Origin of the sequence: Clostridium tetani, assembly GCF_900167265.1 — a bacterium.
Classification (GTDB): Bacteria; Bacillota; Clostridia; order Clostridiales; family Clostridiaceae; genus Clostridium_G; species Clostridium_G tetani.
Genome location: NZ_FUWT01000017.1, coordinates 1 through 17,737, shown reverse-complemented (window position 1 = coordinate 17,737; position 17,737 = coordinate 1). Strand labels below are relative to the sequence as shown.

Genomic DNA, 17,737 nt, shown 5'->3' with positions numbered 1-17,737 from the left:
AACTAAAAAAAGAGTTTTCCCATTTTAAATATAACAGGAGGACAAAATATGTTTAAGAATAAGCAGTTTAAGAGTTTATTCTGTATGTTCATGGCACTCTTTATGATATTTACTACTGTTGATGCGGGAATATTAGGTATGAAACATGTATTAGCATCAGCCTCCACAGAAGAAACTCAACTAGATACAAATGAAAATATAACAAATAAAAGTCTTGAAAAAGATGAAATAGTTACAAATAAAGATGAAAAAAACATTAATAAAGATGAAAAGACTACTGATAAAATAGATGCAAAAGATACATCAAAGTCTAAAATCAAAGTAAGAGTAAGAGTAGAAGGACCAGAATACACAATACTGCCAGAAACAGAAGTGGAAGTAGAAAAGGGAGCAGGAAATAAGGAAGTTTTAGAAGCAGCAGGATTAAAAGTAGAAGAAATGGCAGGAATGATTGAAAGTATAGAAGATATAAAAGCAAATGGATGGTGGTCTGTAGAGCCATACTTACCTAATGTATCTAATGGAGATAATATACTATTCAATGGAAATGGAGCAATGGGAAGTAATAGTATTTTAGAAGGAGCATCTACAGTAAATGCAGGAGAAGACTTTGAAGTAGTATATAAAGAGAAAGATGGAAAAGGAATAAAAAATGGAGAAATAAAATACTATAGAGCCAATGAATACAATTATAAAGGAATAAATAAAGGAAAAGTAAAACCAATAGGAACAAGTATAAAAACAGATGAGCAAGGAAAAGCAAAAATAAAATTAGAATCAGGAAAGTATTTCATAACAGCAGAAGCTAAAAATAAGGCTAGAGCAAAGGCATTAGAAATAGAAGTTAAAGGAAAAGCAAGCATTGAAATTAAATCAACTTTAAGGATAGAAACAGAAAAAGGAACGGACTTTTTAGATGAGTTAGAAATATCAGAAGAAGGACAACATTTAGGAGACATATTAAAAAATAAAAAGGGAAAAATATATAAACCTAAATTTGATAAAGAAGGAAGGTTACTTCAACTTCATGAAAATAAATATTTAAAAGGAAAACCATACTTTTCAGTAATCATAAACGGAAAAATTGTGGAAAAACCGAGAGATATAGTAATTAAGCCAGGAGATAGTATTATATTATCTTATAATGGGGCTATAAATCAATTGCAAGTTGAAGTACCTAAAGAATGTGAATCTGGGAAAACCTTTGAAGTTGTTGTAAAAGATGAATATGGTAAAAGGATCAAGGATTCCAAGGTGTTTTTGGAGTATTTTAAACCCTGGAATGGAGCATGGGCTAAAAAGGAGAATAGTACTGTAGATGAAAATGGTAAGGTGAATTTTGCTCCAGATATTGAAGGGAAGTATCGTATTTTTGCCGAAAAAGATGGATACATTAGATCAATAGCTAAGTTTACTGAAGTAATATTACCTAAAATTGAAGGAGGTTTTCCAAAGGAAGTAAAGAGTAATGAAGATTTTGAAACCACTATAACTGCCACAGGAAAGCCTCAATCAGGTGTAAAAGTATATTGGGTATTTAAAGAAGATTCAAGGAAGAGAAATAAAGTTGAGATTGGTAAAACAGATGAAAAGGGTAAAATAATAGGTAAAATAGATGCACCCGCAGGACAATACACTTTAATTGTAGATTTTCATGGGAATATAGTAGAGTTAGGAGATATAAATATCTTAGATGCAAGTGAATACAAATCTTCAAAAATAGGAGATATGAACACTGCACTTAGAAAGACCACGGGAATTTACAAGAATGGTAAAGTATATTTATTTGGTGGAGAAGGTAGTGAATGGAGCCCAGTAAATACTATTCTATGTTTTGATCCAGAAACTAATGGAATAAAAAGTGGGGGAAACCTTCCAGATGCATTTGTTGGCAATAATGCAGTTATAGATGATAATATTTATTTATTTGGAAATGGGAAAGTTTATAAATACAATATAGATGACAGTAAAATTACTGAAATAGCAGATCTTCCGCAAGGGTACCAATTAAAGTCAATAGGAACTGCTGTAATTAATAAAAAAGTATACATCTATGAAAGAATGGATACTACAGGTGCTATTGTTGAATTTGATCCAATTACAGAAAAAGTTCAAATAGTGAGCAGTATTAAATTACCATATGGGAATAGCTATTCTGGACCTACAGATGGCTCTATGATTGTACAGGAAAATAAAAAAATGTATATCATAGGGGGAAGTAGTAAAAAAATATATGAGTTTGACCCAGCAAGTAAACACATTAAAAGTACAGAATTAGAATATGTAATAGAAAATGGATCAACAACAACTATTAATAATAAAGTATATATCTTTGGAGGATATACAGCACCAGAGGTAAGTAAGAATGGTGAATTAAACTATCGCATTTTAGAATTAGATATTAAGAATAAAACACTTCAACCTGTGGGGTATTTGCCGAAACCTATAGAATCTAGTTGTGCGGTTTTAGTTGACAATGAAGTATATGTTTTTGGTGGAAATAGAGATAATAAGGTGCAAAGCGATATTCTTAAAGTTTTAGGATTTTCAATAAATGACACACAAAAGCCTGAAATCATAGTAGAAGGAATAAAAGACAATACAGTATTATCTACAAAGGAAGTAGAATTTACTGTAAATGTAACAGATAATGTAGATGAAAATATTATTCCAGAAGTAAAATTCAATGATAATGTAATAAGCGAAAAGGATGGAAAATACAATGTAATTTTAGAGGATGGAAACAATAACATTGAAATTATAGCAAGGGATAAAGCTGGAAACATAGAAAAGGAAAAGTATACATTAATTTACAAATATGATGTAATCGTAAATAAAATAGTTATTGAGAGAAGCAAAGAAAGGTTACATCCAAAAGATAAAATTACTTTAAAAACTAAAGCAGTGGATGAACAAAATAATGTAATACCAGGAAAAGAATTTGTATTTAGTAGTAGTGATGAAAAGATAGCAACAGTAGATTCAAAAACAGGAGAAGTAACAGCTATAGGAAATGGAACAGTTATTTTAACTGTTGCATTAAAAGATGATAATAGCATAAAAGAAAATGTGAAAATTACAATTACAGACAAGTATGAAGTATATATGCGTATAGAAGGATATGATCACACAATTTTACCAAGAACAAAATTAGAGGTAGGATTGTTTGATTTAAGTGAGCACTTAGGAAAGGCATCAGGAAGTAGTGCAACACAATCTAATGGCTGGGATGTAAGTAAATTTGAGAAACCAACTAATGCTCATGCTATTGTAAAAGCTTTAGTTGATGCTGGCTTCAGACAAAAAAAGCTTGGAGATACAGATGAATCTAAATTATTTGACTTCCAGGATTATGGATGGAGTTTATATATTGCCATGATTGATGGAGACAGAGAGTTTGATCATGATGGTATGTCTGGATGGCTATATAGAGTAAATGATGATCTTCTACCAATAGGATGTAATGATGCACCATTAAATGATGGAGATGAAATCGTTTGGATGTATTCACCTTATGGATTTGACAATATCTATACTAAAATTTTTGCAGATGAAACAAATGTTTCAGTAAATGATGAAGTGCAGATAAATTTAATTGGATATACAGGTGGATATGAAAAAGTAGAAGAGAAAGTAGATGGAGCTACAATTCTTGTAAATGGAAAATCATATATTAAAGATAGAAAAGATGTGATTACAGATTTAAAGGGTAATGCAGTTATTTCCTTTAAAGAACCTGGTAGATACACTATTTCTGCTAATCGTTTAGATAGCAAAGGGCTTATTGATATTATAAGACCAAATCCTATTATAATTAATGTATCAGATAAAAAAGATACACAAAAACCTAAAATATCCTTAAAAGGGATTATGAATGGAGAAACAATTAATAAATCAGAAATTACATTTACTGTAACAGCAGAAGATCCTCAAGATGGTAAATTAACTCCTATTATAAAGTGTAATGACAAAGTGATAAATGGTAAAAATGATAATTATAAGGTATCACTAAAAGAGGGAAAAAATATTATATTCATTCAAGCAAAAGATAAAGGCAATAATATTGTGGAAAAAACTATTGAGGTTATTTGTGACACAAAGGATAGAACTTTACCAGAAATAAAAGTAGAAGGTATAGAAAGTGGTATTGCTAATGCACAAGAAACTATATTTACAGTAAAAGCAAGTGATGAAAAAGATGGAAGATTAAATCCTGTTGTAAAACTAAATGAAAAAGAAATCCAAGATGAAAATGGGAAATATAAAGTTTTACTGCAAGAAGGATTAAATACAATTACCATAGAAGCTGTAAATAAAGTTGGAAATAAAGCTACAGAAATATTTAAAATAACCTATAAGAAAGACACAGAACTACCAAAGAATAAAGATGAATTACGTAAGAAGATATTAGAAATATTACCTGAAACAGTAGAATATTCAACAAAGGAAAGCTATAGTAATGATTGGGTAACAGCTGGATTAGGAAGATTAAAAGATTATAAAAATAGAATTTCACCTAATTATCTAGAAGATACTAAAAAGGTAGTTAAGGAATTAGTAGCTGAACAAGATAAGGGTAGTAGAACATTTAAAGTAACAGATTTTCAAAGAATCACTATGGGAATTTTAGGAGCAGGAGGAAATCCTACTAATATTGATGGTATAAACATAATAGAGAGGATATATAATCCTAGAAAAACTGATAAAGGGCAAGATTATATTGATAGACAAGGTCTCAATGCAGTTATATGGGGGCTTATTGCAGTAGATTCAAAGAATTATAAAATACCAAAAGGTTCTAAATGGAATAGAGATAAATTTATTAAAGAAATACTAGATAATGAATGTCACAATAATGAACATCCAATTTTAAAGGGTAAAAGAGGTGGATGGCAATATGGTGGAAATAAAACTATAGATCCAGATATGACTGGAATGGCTATGATAGCATTGGCACCATATTATGAAACTAGAAAAGATGTAAAATTAGCAGTAGATAGAGCAGTAGAAAATCTATCATTAATCCAAAGACAAGATGGAGGATATGCATCTTGGGGAACAGTTAATTCAGAGTCTTGTGTGCAAGTTATAATGGGATTATGTGCAAATAATTTTGATCCAATGGGAGGGAAGTTCACTAAAAAAGATGGAAGTGTAGTAGATGCATTATTGAGATTTAAATTAGAGAGCACTGGATTTGCACATGCTGAAGATCCACAAGATGATAATAAATTAAAGCCTAATGGTATGGCGAATGAACAAGCTCTATATGGTTTAGCACAGTTAATGTACTGGTTGGACGGAAATAAAGGAAGTATATTTAAATGGGAAGATGATAAAATAGAAGAACCTAATCAACCACAAAAATCAGAAAAATTCATTGCTAAAAGAATTGGAAAAGAAAAACTAAAGAAAAATTCCAACGCAGAAGTAAAATTTCATATAGAAAATATATCAAAAGAAAATGAAGAAGTTACACTAGCTGTAGTTTTATATGATAAGAATACAAATGAAATGGTAAATTACAGTTATGTAAGAAAGACATTAAAAGCAGGAGAAAAAGAAAAGTTTGCAGGTGGATTTACAATACCTCAAAAAGGAGATTACGTGGTTAAAGCTATAATCTGTGATAGTTTAAATACGGATAAAATGAATGTTTTAACAGAGCCAGTGGAAATAGCAGTAGAGTAACTTATATAACAGATTAAGAAGGATGATATTTCATAATAGAGATATCATCCTTTTATTCACAAATTATTTATAACTTTAACTTTATTTTTTATTAAAATGTGTTATAATGAATATAAAAGTTGATAAGATATTAAAATAAGTAATGAATATTATCAAATTAATAAATATTAACAATATATTTGAAAATAAATATTTACTATAAAAATTAAATATTTATTTATAAAGTTTCTTGTAAAAGAGAATTAAAAGGGAAGGAGGCGAAAATCCTCCACGGTCCGGCCACTGTAATTGGTGAGTTTATTCCATAAGCCATTGAGATATTCTTGAGAAGGCGGAAATAAATGATGAACCATAAGTCAGGAGACCTGCTTTATAAGAATAAATATACAGCTTCCGGAGAAAGTTGGGTATTAAAGGTTATATTAAGTTTTTTAACTGTTGTTATAATACCTTATATTCTTATGGAGTGGCATGGAATATAAGGTTTTTTTATTTATATAAAAACTATTATATAAATTATATAAGGAGGGGTTATATAAGAGCGGATGTTGAGTATGTATATGTATATGTAAGGCAAGATAAATTATTTTTAATTAAAGAAGGGGTAGAATATGTATAAGAAAAGACAATACAAAAACTTTATCTGTATAATTATTGTATTATTAATGGTTTTAGCTATTGGGGATACTGGAGTATTAGGAATGAGAAAAGTATTTGCAAAAACCAATAAAGACAGTAATGTAATAAAAGTAGAAGGGGATTTAGAAGATAATATAATTACCTTAGATGAAATTCAAAGCATGGATATTAGAAGTATAGTAAATAAAATACAAATTGAAAACATTGGAATAAGTTCCATAAGGGTAGTTAATGACTTAAAAGGAATTAAAGCAGGAGATGAAATAGAATTTGAAGTACAGGATGAACTAGGGGGGGAAATACCTAAAGATAATTTAGTATTTACAATAAATAATGAAGAATTGGGGAAAATGGATGAAAATATTACTAATAAATTTATTAAATTAGGATCAGACACTGTTACTGTAAAAGTAACACTAAAGGATAGACCTAATATAAAAGATGAAGTTAGATTTTAACCATATATAAATTTAACAAATTATTGTTGAGAATAAGCAAATGCATTATAAAAACTCTGAATTTTCATATTTTATGTAAATTCAGGGTTTTTATAATATATTTTAGGAAATAATTATAATATATGCTAATAAACTATACAATAATCTGATAAAATAATAGTATATAACAAAGGAAAGGGGATATATTTATGAATTATATGAGAATTTATAATGAGTGGTTAAATAACGATTACTTTGATGATGTTACAAAAGAAGAATTAAAAAGTATAAAAGATAATCCTAAGGAAATAGAAGATAGATTTTATAAAAATTTAGAGTTTGGAACAGCAGGACTTAGAGGTAAAATTGCAGCTGGTACAAATAGAATGAATAAATATATAATAGCTAAAGTAACTCAAGGACTTGCAAATTTTATAGCAAAACAAGGTAAAGAGGTAATGAATAGGGGGGTAGCTATAGCCTATGATTGTAGGCATTATTCAGATGTGTTTGCAAAAACTGCAGCATTAGTTTTGGCTGCAAATGGAATTAAAGCATATTTATTTGAAGATTTAAGACCAACACCAGAGTTATCCTATACAGTAAGGAGATTAAATACAATATCTGGAATAGTAGTAACAGCTAGTCATAACCCTAAAGATTATAATGGATATAAAGTGTACTGGGAAGATGGAGCACAAATATTAGATAAGATAGCCAAACCTGTTACAGAAGAGATAAATAACATTAAAAATTTTAAAGAAATAAAGTCCATATCTGAAGAAGAAGCTTTAGAAAAAGGTCTTTTAGAGATATTAGGAAAAGAAATAGATGATGAATATATAGAAAAAGTTAAGGCTTTATCTATAAGAAATGATATAGATAAGGACATAAAAATAGTTTACACACCATTAAATGGAACGGGAAATATTCCAGTAAGAAGAGTTCTAAGGGAAAGAAGATTTACCAATGTAATAGTTGTGCCAGAACAGGAAAATCCAGATCCAGATTTTACCACAGTAGGTTATCCAAATCCAGAGGATATAAAAGCCTTTGAATATGCTAAAAGATTAGGAGAGAAAGAAAGAGCAGATTTATTATTAGCAACAGATCCTGATTGTGACAGACTAGCAGTAATGGCTAGAAATAATCGTGGAGAATTTGTGGCGTTAAATGGTAATCAAACAGGAGCTGTTTTAATAAAATATCTTGTGGAAAGTAAAGTAGAAAAGGGAACTTTACCTGAGAAACCAATGATAGTAAAATCAGTAGTTACTGGTGACATGGGTAAAGTTGTAGGAGAAAAATATGGTGTTACTACCTTTGAATCTCTTACAGGATTTAAAAATATTTGTGGTAAAGAAATGGAAATGAATAAAAAAGGATATAATTTTATTTTTGGATATGAAGAAAGCATAGGCTATACAGCTGGGGACTTTGTTAAAGATAAAGATGGAGTTATTTCAGCAATGTTTTTATGTGAGGCAGCGGCTTATTATAAAACACAAGGTAAAACTTTAATAGATGTGTTAAATGACATGTATAATGAATTTGGATATTATAGGGAAAATTTAATTTCACTTATATTAGAAGGTGTTGAAGGACAAAGAAGAATAGGAAGAATGATGGAAGCATATAGGAATGAATTTCCTAAAATTATAGGAGATAATAAACTTATAAAGTATATAGACATAGATAAAGGAAAAGAAATTGATTTTATAACTAGGGAAGAAAAATCAGTAGAATTTCCTAAATCAAATGTACTTAAATTTATATTAGAAGATGGATCATGGTATGCTATTAGACCATCGGGTACAGAACCCAAAATAAAAATATACTTATATTCTAAAGGGCATACTTTAAAAGATTCAGAAGATAAGTTGAAAATCATGGAAAAGACTATTATGGAAAAACTTAATTCCGTAGAATAAGAGAAAAGTGTAATCATTGGAGGTACTATATGGATAAGGTGGGATTAATACTAGAAGGTGGAGGTATGAGAGGACTTTACACCGCAGGTATATTGGATTACTTTATGAAAAAGGAATTTTATGCTCCTTATGTTATAGGGGTATCAATGGGGGCATGTAATGCTACATCATATATATCAAAACAAAATAAAAGAAATAAGGCAGTAGTTATAAATCATGTAAATGATCCTAGATATATAGGAATTAAAAATATATTTAGATGTAAGAGTTTATTAGGAATTGATTTAATTTATGATGAAATTCCTAATAAATTAGAGCCTTTTGATTACAAAGCTTTTTATGCATCTAAACAAAAATTTATTATAGTAGCTACAGATTGCAAAACCGGTAAGCCTGTATATTTTGATAAGGATAAAGATGAAGATATATTAACTACTGTAAGAGCTTCCAGTAGTTTACCCTTCATTAGTCCTATAGTTAGATATAATGGGATGGAACTTTTAGATGGGGGAATATCAGACTCCATTCCCATAGGAAAATCTATAAAGGATGGTAATATTAAAAATATTATTATATTAACTAGACCTAAAGGTTATAGAAAAGATCCTTTTAGGAGAAAAAGATTGTTAAAAAGATTTTATTCAAGCTATGATAATTTAATAAAGGCAATTGAAGATAGATATAGGATATATAATAGAACTTTAGATTATATAGAAAAATTGGAAGAAGAAAATAAGGTGTTTATTTTAAGACCTACAAATAAAATAAAGGTAAGAAGAATAGAAAAAAACACAGAAAAGTTAGAAGGTCTTTATAAAATGGGATTTGAAGATGCAGAAAAACAGTATGACAAAATGATAGACTGGGTTAATAATGCATAAATCTATTGACATTGGGAAATATAAAATATATAATATTAATCAATAGTTTTAAATGGAAATTTTAAAAAAGACAGTGATGGGAAGAGTAAGTGTAAAAGGTAATTATAGCGAGTCGATGATGGTGAAAGATTGATATGAATTTTATACTGAAGAACATCCCTGAGTCTCTAACCGAAATCAATATATTGAGAGTAGGCTTAGACGAAACCAGATCGTTAAAGCTGGGAGTATTGTTAGATACTTTTAAAGAGGAGAGCCTTTTATAGGCTAACCAGGGTGGTACCGCGAGAGTTTAAGCTTTTCGTCCCTTAGTTGGGATGAAAGGCTTTTTTGATTAAAAAAATTTATTTACTAAAATCCATGAGGGTAAGTAGTTTATTATAGGAAATAATTTAGGAGGTAATTTTATGGAAATCAAATGTAGCGAAAGACTTATAATACCAAAAGAGTATAAAACTGAATTAGATTTAAAAGAAACTGCTATTGCAATTAAGGAAGTGAAGGATTGTTTTGAAAGAGCTTTAGCAAAACAGCTAAATCTTATAAGAGTATCAGCACCTCTTTTTGTAAGATGTGACAAGGGATTAAATGATAACTTAAATGGAGTAGAGAGACCAGTAAAGTTCACTGTGAAGGATGATAATGAAGCAGCAGTAGAAATTGTTCATTCTCTAGCAAAGTGGAAGAGAATGGCTCTTTACAGATATAATTTTAATGCTGACGAAGGTCTATATACAGATATGAATGCTATAAGAAGGGATGAGGAATTAGATAATACACATTCCATATATGTTGACCAATGGGATTGGGAGAGAATAATAAAAAAAGAAGATAGAAATGAGGAATATTTAAAAGATATAGTTAGAAAAATATTTAAAGCTTTTAAAGAAACAGAGGAGCATATAAACAAATTGTATCCATTTTTAGGAGAAGTTTTACCAGAAGAAGTATTTTTTATGACTACTCAAGAACTTGAGGATATGTTTCCAGATCTTACAGCTAAAGAAAGAGAAGATGCTATAACTAAAGAAAAGAAAGCAGTATTTTTAATGAAAATAGGAAAAACATTAGAATCAGGAGAAAAACATGATGGAAGAGCTCCAGACTATGATGACTGGGAATTAAATGGAGATATACTTTTTTGGAATCCAGTTCTAAATAAAGCTTTTGAATTATCTTCTATGGGAATAAGGGTAGATGAAGAATCCCTTTTAAAACAATTAAAATTAGCTAATTGCGAAGAAAGAAAGGAATTACAATTTCATAAAATGCTTTTAGAGAAAAAACTACCATATACAATAGGTGGTGGAATAGGTCAATCTAGAATGTGTATGCTTTTCCTAAAAAAAGCTCATATAGGAGAGGTTCAATCCTCAATATGGCCAGAAGAAATGATAAAGTTTTGTGAAGAAAAAGGAATGACAATATTATAATATGAAAGTCTCTCTTTAATAAAAGAGGGACTTTTTATCGTATAGAAAGGTTTTTTAATATACATACTATAAATATATTGTGGATTTAGTAAAATATTATTTTAAAAGGTGAGTATTATGAAAGGAAAAGAAATACTAAAAATATTTAATATCATAAAGAACTTAGAGGATAAAGAATATATGTTTTCTATATTAGCTTATAATATTGCACCTAGCATTTTAAAAAATAAACCCTCCACTATTGTAAATTTATCTAAAAATAATAGAAATCTATATGCATTATGGGATAAGTATGGAGAAGAATTTCAAAGATATTTCTCAGTGGAAACTTACTCACTTAAAGATACAAATGATTTTAAATTAAAATTATTTTATAGGAAAGAATCTTTAGAAAATCATTTACATAAAAAAGAAAATATCAATTTTCTACAAAAGATTGGATATAATGAAAGTAAAGATATAGAAGGATATTTAGATATGCTAAAAATTAGATATGAAAGTGAGTGTCCACACGAGCTTGGGGTATTTTTAGGAATTCCACTAGAGGATATAGAGGGATTTATAGATAATTCTACAGAGGATTATTTATTAACTGGATATTGGAAGGTTTATAACAATGTGGAAGAAGCTAAAAAGACCTTTGAAGAATATGATAAAGCTAGATTAAATATATTAAATTCTATTTACAAAAAACAAGAAAAAACCTTTTTAAATTAAGGTTTTTTATAAAAAAAATTATCATCATTAAAATTGTCAGTATTCAAACCATTATTATCAAGAAAACTTTTACTTATAGGAATTATATGAGGTTTTCCTGTAATAGGATTTTTTATTATATAAGTATTAATATCGTATACATATTTTAAATTATCTTTTGTTAAAACATTTTCTGGACTTCCTTTAGAATAAATTTTCCCATTTTTTAATAAAAGTATAGAATCGCTATATTGAGAAGCTAAATTTAAATCATGTAATACAGAAATTATAGTTACTTCTCTATTTAGAAATTTTAAAGTATCCATTATATCTATCTGATTTTGTATATCTAAATTTGAAATTGGTTCATCCAATAATATAATTGCACTTTTTTGAGCTAATGCTCTAGCTACAATTACCTTTTGACGCTCTCCACCACTTAACTGATTTATGTATTTATCCTTTAGATACCACGTATTTGTAATATTCATAGCCTCTTTCACTATTTCATAATCTTTTTTACTTTCCCTTTCAAATCTTTTCAAATGAGGTGAACGGCCCATTAAAACCACATCGAATGAAGTAAAATCAAATTCTAAATTAGTGTTTTGAGGAACAGAGGACATTTTTTTAGCTAAGTCTTTATTTTTATAGGTATTTATATCAAAATTATCTATATAAATAGTTTTATCCTTTGCAGGCAATGTCTTTAATATATTTTTTAAAAGTGTTGTTTTTCCAGAACCATTTGGTCCTAAAATACTATGAAATTTATTTCTTTCAAAAGATATATTTATATCGTCTAGTATATGTTTTTCATTATATCTAAAACTTACATTATTTAAAATAATAGGATCATGATTTTTATAAGGCATCTTAAATCACCTTCTTTTTATTTTTAATCAATAAGTATATAAAATAAGGAGCACCAAAAAGTGCCGTAATAGCGCCTACTGGTATTTCAGCAGGAGGTGCTAAAATTCTGGATAAGGTATCACATATTATCATAAAAATTGCACCGCCTAAAGTTGAAAAAGGAAGTAAAAGTTTATGATTAGGACCTACAATTATTCTAGTTATATGAGGTATAATAAGACCTATAAATCCTATAACACCGCTTACAGATACACAAGCTGCTATAATAATTGAAGACACAATTAATAAAAACTTTTTAACAAAATCAACTTCAGTTCCTAAACTAGAAGCAGTTTCATCACCCATAAGCATTAGATTTAAATCTCTAGAATATATCATAATTAGTATAAGTCCTATTGTTACAAATAAAAATAAAGAATTTACTTGTTCCCAAGTAGCAGAAGATAGACCTCCCATGGTCCAAAATACTATTTGTTCAACTCTATCCCTATTAAATATCATAATTAAAGAATTAATAGAAGAAAATAGGAAACTAACAGATACTCCTGCAAGTAGTAATGTATTAGTAGGTAATTTTGTTCCAGTTTTAGCTATAAAATATACTAAAATTGTTGTGGAAATTGCGCCTATAAAGGCAAAAAGTGTAGTGCCAGCTATACTAAGCTGCATACTACTAATTCCTATAACTATCGCTATAGATGCTCCCAGAGCAGATCCAGAAGATATTCCAAGAATATAAGGATCTGCCATAGGATTTTTAAATATTGCCTGAAATACACATCCAACTACAGACAATCCTGCGCCTATTAGAGCTGATAAGATTATCCTAGGAAGTCTTATATTAAAAACTATAAGTTTATGGGTTTCAGATATATTATATGTGGCTATTAAATCCTTTATAAATGGAATTTTAGATATAAGAATTTGTATACTTTGACTAAAATTTATATTTGCTACTCCTAAAGTGCTAGATATAATTATGGAAATAAAAAGAGCACATATCATAAATACAAAAATAATGGAATAATAACTATTTTTCTTAACAGAACTCATTTACAAATTCCTTTCTAAAATTTTATTTAAAGGCATCTGGATGAATTAATTTAGCAAGTTCTTCTAATCCATCTGCAAGTCGTGGACCTTGTCTATCTAACATATTATTGTCTATTTCAAATAATTTATTATTTTTTACAGCTTTTAAATCTGTATAGCCTGTTGTCCCTTGTAATCCTTTTTTTGCATCAAAATATTTTGAACAAATAATTATATCAGGATTTTTTTCAATAAGTTTTTCTAAACTATATTTCCAATTAACAGCGTCTTCACCTGCATTTTTAGCACCAGCTAAAGTTATTAATTTATGTAAAAATGTATCTTTACCAGGAGTGAAATCTCCTCCTTTACCAAAACCTATTACATAATACACAGAAGGAGTATCTTTCCCTTTAACTTTTTCCTTTACAAAATTAACTTTTTTCTTCATATTATTTACTATAGTATTTGATTCATTATTGGCATTTAAAACTTTACCTATACTTGAAATCACATCATAAGCACCTTCAAAATCTTCCTCACCATAAAGTGCTATTGTTTTAATACCTAATTGGTTCAATTTATCCAAATTTTCCTTCTTAGCATGGGTAGATGCAATTACTATATCAGGTTTTAATTCTACTATTTTTTCTATGTTTGGATTTTGTAGGGTTCCAATTGTATTTATCTTTTCTACTTCTTTTGGGAAGTCACAATATTCAGTTCTACCTATAAGTTTATCACCTTTATTTAAGGAAAATATAGTTTCTGTAACATTTGGTCCTAAGGATATTACCTTTGAGGGCTCCTTTTCTATGGTTACTTCTCTATCAAAGGAATCTTTTATTTTTAAAGGATATGTAGTATTTTTTAAAGTATTTGAAGCATTTTTGTTTTCATCTTTATTATCACTACTAGAACAGGCAGCTATGGAAAAAGTTAAAAATATTGAAAGTAATAATAATAAAAGCTTTTTAATATTTTTCACTAAAATTCCTCCTAAAATTAAATTTAAAGTGTAGAAATCCATTATTAAAATTTAACTGTAATATAATGGACAAGTATACACTTTTAAACACACCTTCTGTTGAGTGTAACACCTAAAAATACCTATGTCAATATCCCCTAAAATTTGATAAAATAAAATATAGCATAAAATTATAGCATGAAAAATAAGGGGAAATGAAGATGGAAAAAATTACAGTTTATCCGGGAAGTTTTGGAGAAATAATTCAAGGAAAATTTCGAGAAAAAGATATATTATGTTCATGTCCTATAAACTTATATACAAAAGTTAGGGTTTATGAAACTTTAGAAGAAAAGAATATAAATATGCATTATAAATCTTATAAATTTATGTTAAATATATTAAAAGAATGGGGTTATGATAAATATTTTCATAATTTATCTATAGATATAAAATCCCAAGTTCCAAGGGGTAAGGGATTTGCAAGTAGTACTGCTGATTTAGCAGCAGTATATAATTGTCTTATAAATATATTTCAAAAGCAATATAATCAAAAAGAGCTAATAGATAATTGTATAAAAATAGAACCAACAGATAGTATTATTTTTGATGAATTAACTCTATTCGATTATAGAAAAGGTAATTATAGAGAAAGTATAGGAAAATGTCCACAATTTAATATATTAGTTTTTGAAGGGAATAAGGTGGTAAATACTGTAGAATTCAATAATAAACCCCTACCACCTTTAAGTAATATAGAAGATTTAGTGCCTACTTTAAAAGAAGGCATAAAAAATAAAGACATAAATAAAATAGCTTACTGTTCTACAGAAAGTATAGTAAGAAATACTAATAGATTAGGATACTCAATATTATCTATTGTACTTAAAATTCAAAAAGAAATAGGAGCTTACGGAATAATAGGAGCGCATAGTGGAGATGCTTTAGGGATAATATATGAAGGGGATATAAAGGATGATATATTTAACAAGTATTTTAATATACTAAAAGGAATTAAAACATATAAAGTAAAATCTTTAGATAAGTGGATATAACAAGTGAAAAATTAAGTATACATAAGATAAATTATTATAATGATAAAGTATCAATTTGAAATATAGTTATAAATATAATAAAATACTTTAATAATATGATAAAAATTATGATGGAAAGCAGTAATTGTATGATTTATAAAGAGAGGCAATGGTTGGTGGAAATTGCTTAAAGAGTACAATGAAACATTCATTCCTGAATTGCAGGCTGAAAAAAATTTAAATTTTTAGTAGGCTGAGCCGGATACCTAACGTTAATAAGGGTATAAAGAGGATTTGTGTCAATCAAATTGGGTGGTACCGCGAATAATAATCGTCCCTTGTAGGGGGCGTTTTTTTATTAGGTATTTTTTATTCAATTGGGTTATGCAAATCAACTAGGGTGGTAACACGGAGCATCGTCCCTTTAGGGATGATGCTCTTTTTTAATTCAAATATAAAAATAAAAAAGGGGGATTTATTTTGAAGAAGAATTTAAAAGAAGTATTAATAACAGGATTTGCTTTATTCTCTATGTTTTTTGGAGCAGGAAATTTAATATTTCCACCAACACTTGGATATATGGCGGGGAAGAACTGGGGCATCGCAACAATTGGATTTTTAATAACTTGTATAGGTCTTCCTATTTTAGGTATTATATCCATAGCCATGGTAGGTGGAACTATTGAGAAGTTTACAAATAAAGTTGGAAAAAATTTTGGGAAGATACTTTTTACAGTAATAATGTTAGCAATAGGTCCATTATTTTGTATACCCAGAACTGGAGCAACAACTTTTGAATTAGGTGTTTTACCTATGTTTCCTAATTCAAATCCAATACTTTTTTCTATAATATTTTTTGGTATAAGTTATATATTTTCATCAAATGAATCAAAAGTAGTAGATAAAATAGGTATTATACTTACACCTATTTTATTAGGAAGTTTAGGACTAATAATATTAAAAGGAATTATTAATCCTATAGGAGTACCTACAGTATCAGATTTACAAAATCCTTTTTCAACAGGATTTACAGAAGGATATCAGACTATGGATGCAATTGGGTCTATGATTGTGGCTCAAATGGTTATAGTAAATTTAATAGTTAAAGGTTATAAAAGTAAGGAAGAACAGGTGAATATAACATCTAAATCAGGAATAGTAGCAGCAATATGTTTAGTATTAGTTTATGGAGGACTTTCATATATAGGATCCACTGCAAAGTCAGTTTTTCCAACTAATATGTCAAGAACAACTTTACTTATAGAAATAACCCAAAGTATATTAGGTCCTTATAGTAAGTATATATTTGGAGGAGCTATATCAATTGCTTGTCTTACAACCTCAGTGGGTTTAACAGCTACATGTGGAAACTATTTTAATAAACTATCAAATAATAAAATAAGCTATAAAACTGTTGTTTTAATTATAAGTATATTCAGTTGTGTAATATCTAATTATGGAGTTGAAACTATAATTAATTTAGCAGTACCAGTATTAGTTACACTTTATCCTGTGGTTATTATATTAATCTTATTAAACTTATTCAACAAGATTATACCTAATAGAGGAACTTATATAGGATCAGTATATGGGGCGTTAATTGTAAGTGTATTCATGTCACTAGAATCTGTCGGGGTAAAAATACCTTTTATAGTAGATGTAATATATCAATTTCCTTTAGCTAAAGAAGGGTTCTTCTGGATAGTTCCATCTTTATTGGGAGGTATTTGTGGAACAATACTAGATTATAGAAGAAAAAATAATTTTTCATATAAAGATGCATAAAATAAAAAGTCTATCTTTTTTATTATAATAAAATGTACCCTTTGTCAAGGACAGTTTAAAAAAAGACTAGGCGGTACTAAGAAGATGATTTCTGTATTTTACAGGAGTCATCTTTTTTAAATTCCATTGACCTCTATAATTATTATAATAATCCATATATTCATCAATTTCTTCCAAGAGTTCAGCAAATGTATTACAATTTTTAATATTTGTTTCATCCTTAAGATGTCCAAAGAATGACTCCTGTGGAGCATTATCCCAGCAGTTACCTCGTCTAGACATAGATTGTTTTATATTATATTTTTTAAGCAATTTCTGAAATATGGGACTAGTGT

Annotated in this window: 13 protein-coding genes, 1 riboswitch and 2 other annotated features; of the genes, 9 read left to right on the top strand and 4 right to left on the bottom strand. The window is 28.4% G+C overall.

All coding sequences use genetic code 11. The annotated features are described in order from the left end of the window. Positions 1-48: 48 nt before the first annotated feature. The 7 genes from B5D21_RS11665 to B5D21_RS11640 all read left to right on the top strand — a co-directional run bounded on the left by B5D21_RS11665 (position 49) and on the right by B5D21_RS11640 (position 11,729). Positions 49-5,691: a DUF4430 domain-containing protein gene (locus B5D21_RS11665; protein WP_011099041.1), complete on the top strand. Its 5,643-nt coding sequence runs from the start codon at positions 49-51 to the stop codon at positions 5,689-5,691. A gap of 205 nt (positions 5,692-5,896) precedes the next feature. After that, positions 5,897-6,078, top strand: a riboswitch (cobalamin riboswitch). Further along, positions 6,036-6,173 carry a hypothetical protein gene (locus tag B5D21_RS14100; RefSeq protein WP_155274199.1) on the top strand — a complete coding sequence of 46 codons (138 nt, stop codon included), beginning with the start codon at positions 6,036-6,038 and terminating at the stop codon, positions 6,171-6,173. (Overlaps the previous riboswitch by 43 nt.) Before the next feature lie 129 nt (positions 6,174-6,302). Next, positions 6,303-6,788, top strand: coding sequence for a hypothetical protein (locus B5D21_RS11660; protein ID WP_011099042.1), 486 nt, complete (start codon positions 6,303-6,305; stop codon positions 6,786-6,788). A 188-nt stretch (positions 6,789-6,976) separates the two neighbouring features. Then, positions 6,977-8,698 carry a phospho-sugar mutase gene (locus B5D21_RS11655; protein ID WP_011099043.1) on the top strand — a complete coding sequence of 574 codons (1,722 nt, stop codon included), beginning with the start codon at positions 6,977-6,979 and terminating at the stop codon, positions 8,696-8,698. A 29-nt stretch (positions 8,699-8,727) separates the two neighbouring features. Beyond that, complete coding sequence (locus B5D21_RS11650; RefSeq protein WP_011099044.1) at positions 8,728-9,579, top strand: patatin-like phospholipase family protein; 852 nt, start codon at positions 8,728-8,730, stop codon at positions 9,577-9,579. 64 nt (positions 9,580-9,643) lie between these two features. Then, positions 9,644-9,891: a binding site (T-box leader), on the top strand. Positions 9,892-9,986: 95 nt separating this feature from the next. Further along, complete coding sequence (asnA, locus tag B5D21_RS11645; RefSeq protein ID WP_011099045.1) at positions 9,987-11,012, top strand: aspartate--ammonia ligase; 1,026 nt, start codon at positions 9,987-9,989, stop codon at positions 11,010-11,012. A gap of 117 nt (positions 11,013-11,129) precedes the next feature. Next, on the top strand, positions 11,130-11,729 hold the full coding sequence (locus B5D21_RS11640) for a DUF3793 family protein (protein WP_035110262.1): 600 nt from the start codon (positions 11,130-11,132) through the stop codon (positions 11,727-11,729). Here B5D21_RS11640 and B5D21_RS11635 read toward each other — a convergent pair. The 3 genes from B5D21_RS11635 to B5D21_RS11625 are packed head-to-tail and all read right to left on the bottom strand — an operon-like array spanning position 11,726 to position 14,604. Next, entirely contained in the window at positions 11,726-12,583 is an 858-nt protein-coding gene (locus B5D21_RS11635) for an ABC transporter ATP-binding protein (protein ID WP_011099047.1), read from the bottom strand. The genes B5D21_RS11640 and B5D21_RS11635 overlap by 4 nt on opposite strands. A 1-nt stretch (position 12,584) precedes the next feature. Beyond that, positions 12,585-13,637, bottom strand: coding sequence for a FecCD family ABC transporter permease (locus B5D21_RS11630; protein ID WP_011099048.1), 1,053 nt, complete (start codon positions 13,635-13,637; stop codon positions 12,585-12,587). 22 nt (positions 13,638-13,659) lie between these two features. Next, a complete protein-coding gene (locus B5D21_RS11625) occupies positions 13,660-14,604 on the bottom strand; it encodes an ABC transporter substrate-binding protein (RefSeq protein ID WP_035124310.1) in 945 nt (314 codons plus the stop codon). A gap of 200 nt (positions 14,605-14,804) precedes the next feature. On the opposite strand from B5D21_RS11625, the gene B5D21_RS11620 reads away from it, so the two are divergent. Then, positions 14,805-15,638 (top strand): GHMP family kinase ATP-binding protein, encoded by an 834-nt coding sequence (locus B5D21_RS11620; RefSeq protein WP_035110258.1) that lies wholly within the window; start codon positions 14,805-14,807, stop codon positions 15,636-15,638. A 98-nt stretch (positions 15,639-15,736) separates the two neighbouring features. Then, positions 15,737-15,959, top strand: a binding site (T-box leader). Positions 15,960-16,097: 138 nt separating this feature from the next. Then, the gene (gene brnQ, locus B5D21_RS11615; RefSeq protein WP_011099051.1) at positions 16,098-17,402 is read left to right on the top strand and encodes a branched-chain amino acid transport system II carrier protein; all 1,305 of its coding nucleotides are present in this window, start codon (positions 16,098-16,100) and stop codon (positions 17,400-17,402) included. A gap of 66 nt (positions 17,403-17,468) precedes the next feature. Here the strand turns inward: brnQ and B5D21_RS11610 are convergent. Further along, positions 17,469-17,737, bottom strand: a 269-nt coding sequence (locus tag B5D21_RS11610) for an IS3 family transposase (RefSeq protein ID WP_143323994.1), incomplete at its 5' end; no start/stop codon positions are given.